Here is an 858-nt window from a genome sequence, read left to right on the forward strand (position 1 = left end):
GCTTACCACTTTGTGATTCATGACTGGGGTGAAGTCGTAACAAGGTAACCGTAGGGGAACCTGCGGTTGGATCACCTCCTTACCTAGTCGGTAGAGAATGTGAGTGTTCACAACAGATTGTCTGATAGAAAAGAAGCAGATACCGGGAATAGGCTTGTAGCTCAGGTGGTTAGAGCGCACCCCTGATAAGGGTGAGGTCGGTGGTTCAAGTCCACTCAGGCCTACCACTTTTTTCTCATACAGCGTTGCAGAAAGACTCGTTTACTTTATGTAAACTTCGCCTTCCTGCGCCTTGTCTGAATAAAAAGAACCTTTCTTATTGAAGAAATTCCGGTAAAAAAAATCGAGAGATTAATGGGGCTATAGCTCAGCTGGGAGAGCGCCTGCCTTGCACGCAGGAGGTCAGCGGTTCGATCCCGCTTAGCTCCACCATTATCTCTGATATCTGCGAACAATAATTCAGAGTCTACCGGAAACGGTATGCTGTGAATTATTATGCTCTTTAACAATCCGGAACAAGCTGAAAAATTGAAACAATCAATATTATCACCGAGGTAATATTGATGAGTCTCTCAGCCAATCAATCAAGAACGTGTTCTTATAATGAGACGCGGCGAGCGAAGTGATTTCGCGAAGGCCGGAGCACAGTGAGCGGAGCATACTCAGGTATGTGAGCATCACGCGCACCGCCCGACAAAGAATCGCAAAGCGCAGCCAGTCGAAAAAGACACCTTCGGGTTGTGAGGTTAAGCGAATAAGCGTACACGGTGGATGCCTAGGCAGTCAGAGGCGATGAAGGACGTGCTAATCTGCGATAAGCGTCGGTAAGGTGATATGAACCGTTATAGCCGACGATTT

2 tRNA genes and 2 rRNA genes are annotated in these 858 nt (G+C 47.3%); all 4 read left to right on the plus strand.

From position 1 onward, the window contains the following. Positions 1 to 82 (plus strand): 16S ribosomal RNA (locus tag AYY16_RS15055); the annotation flags it as partial. A gap of 68 nt (positions 83 to 150) precedes the next feature. Further along, positions 151 to 227, plus strand: a tRNA-Ile gene (locus tag AYY16_RS15060). A gap of 129 nt (positions 228 to 356) precedes the next feature. After that, positions 357 to 432 (plus strand) — tRNA-Ala (locus tag AYY16_RS15065). A 312-nt stretch (positions 433 to 744) separates the two neighbouring features. Continuing rightward, a 23S ribosomal RNA gene (locus tag AYY16_RS15070) occupies positions 745 to 858 on the plus strand; the annotation flags it as partial.

This window comes from Morganella psychrotolerans (assembly GCF_001676155.1).
GTDB classification, from domain to species: Bacteria; Pseudomonadota; Gammaproteobacteria; order Enterobacterales; family Enterobacteriaceae; genus Morganella; species Morganella psychrotolerans.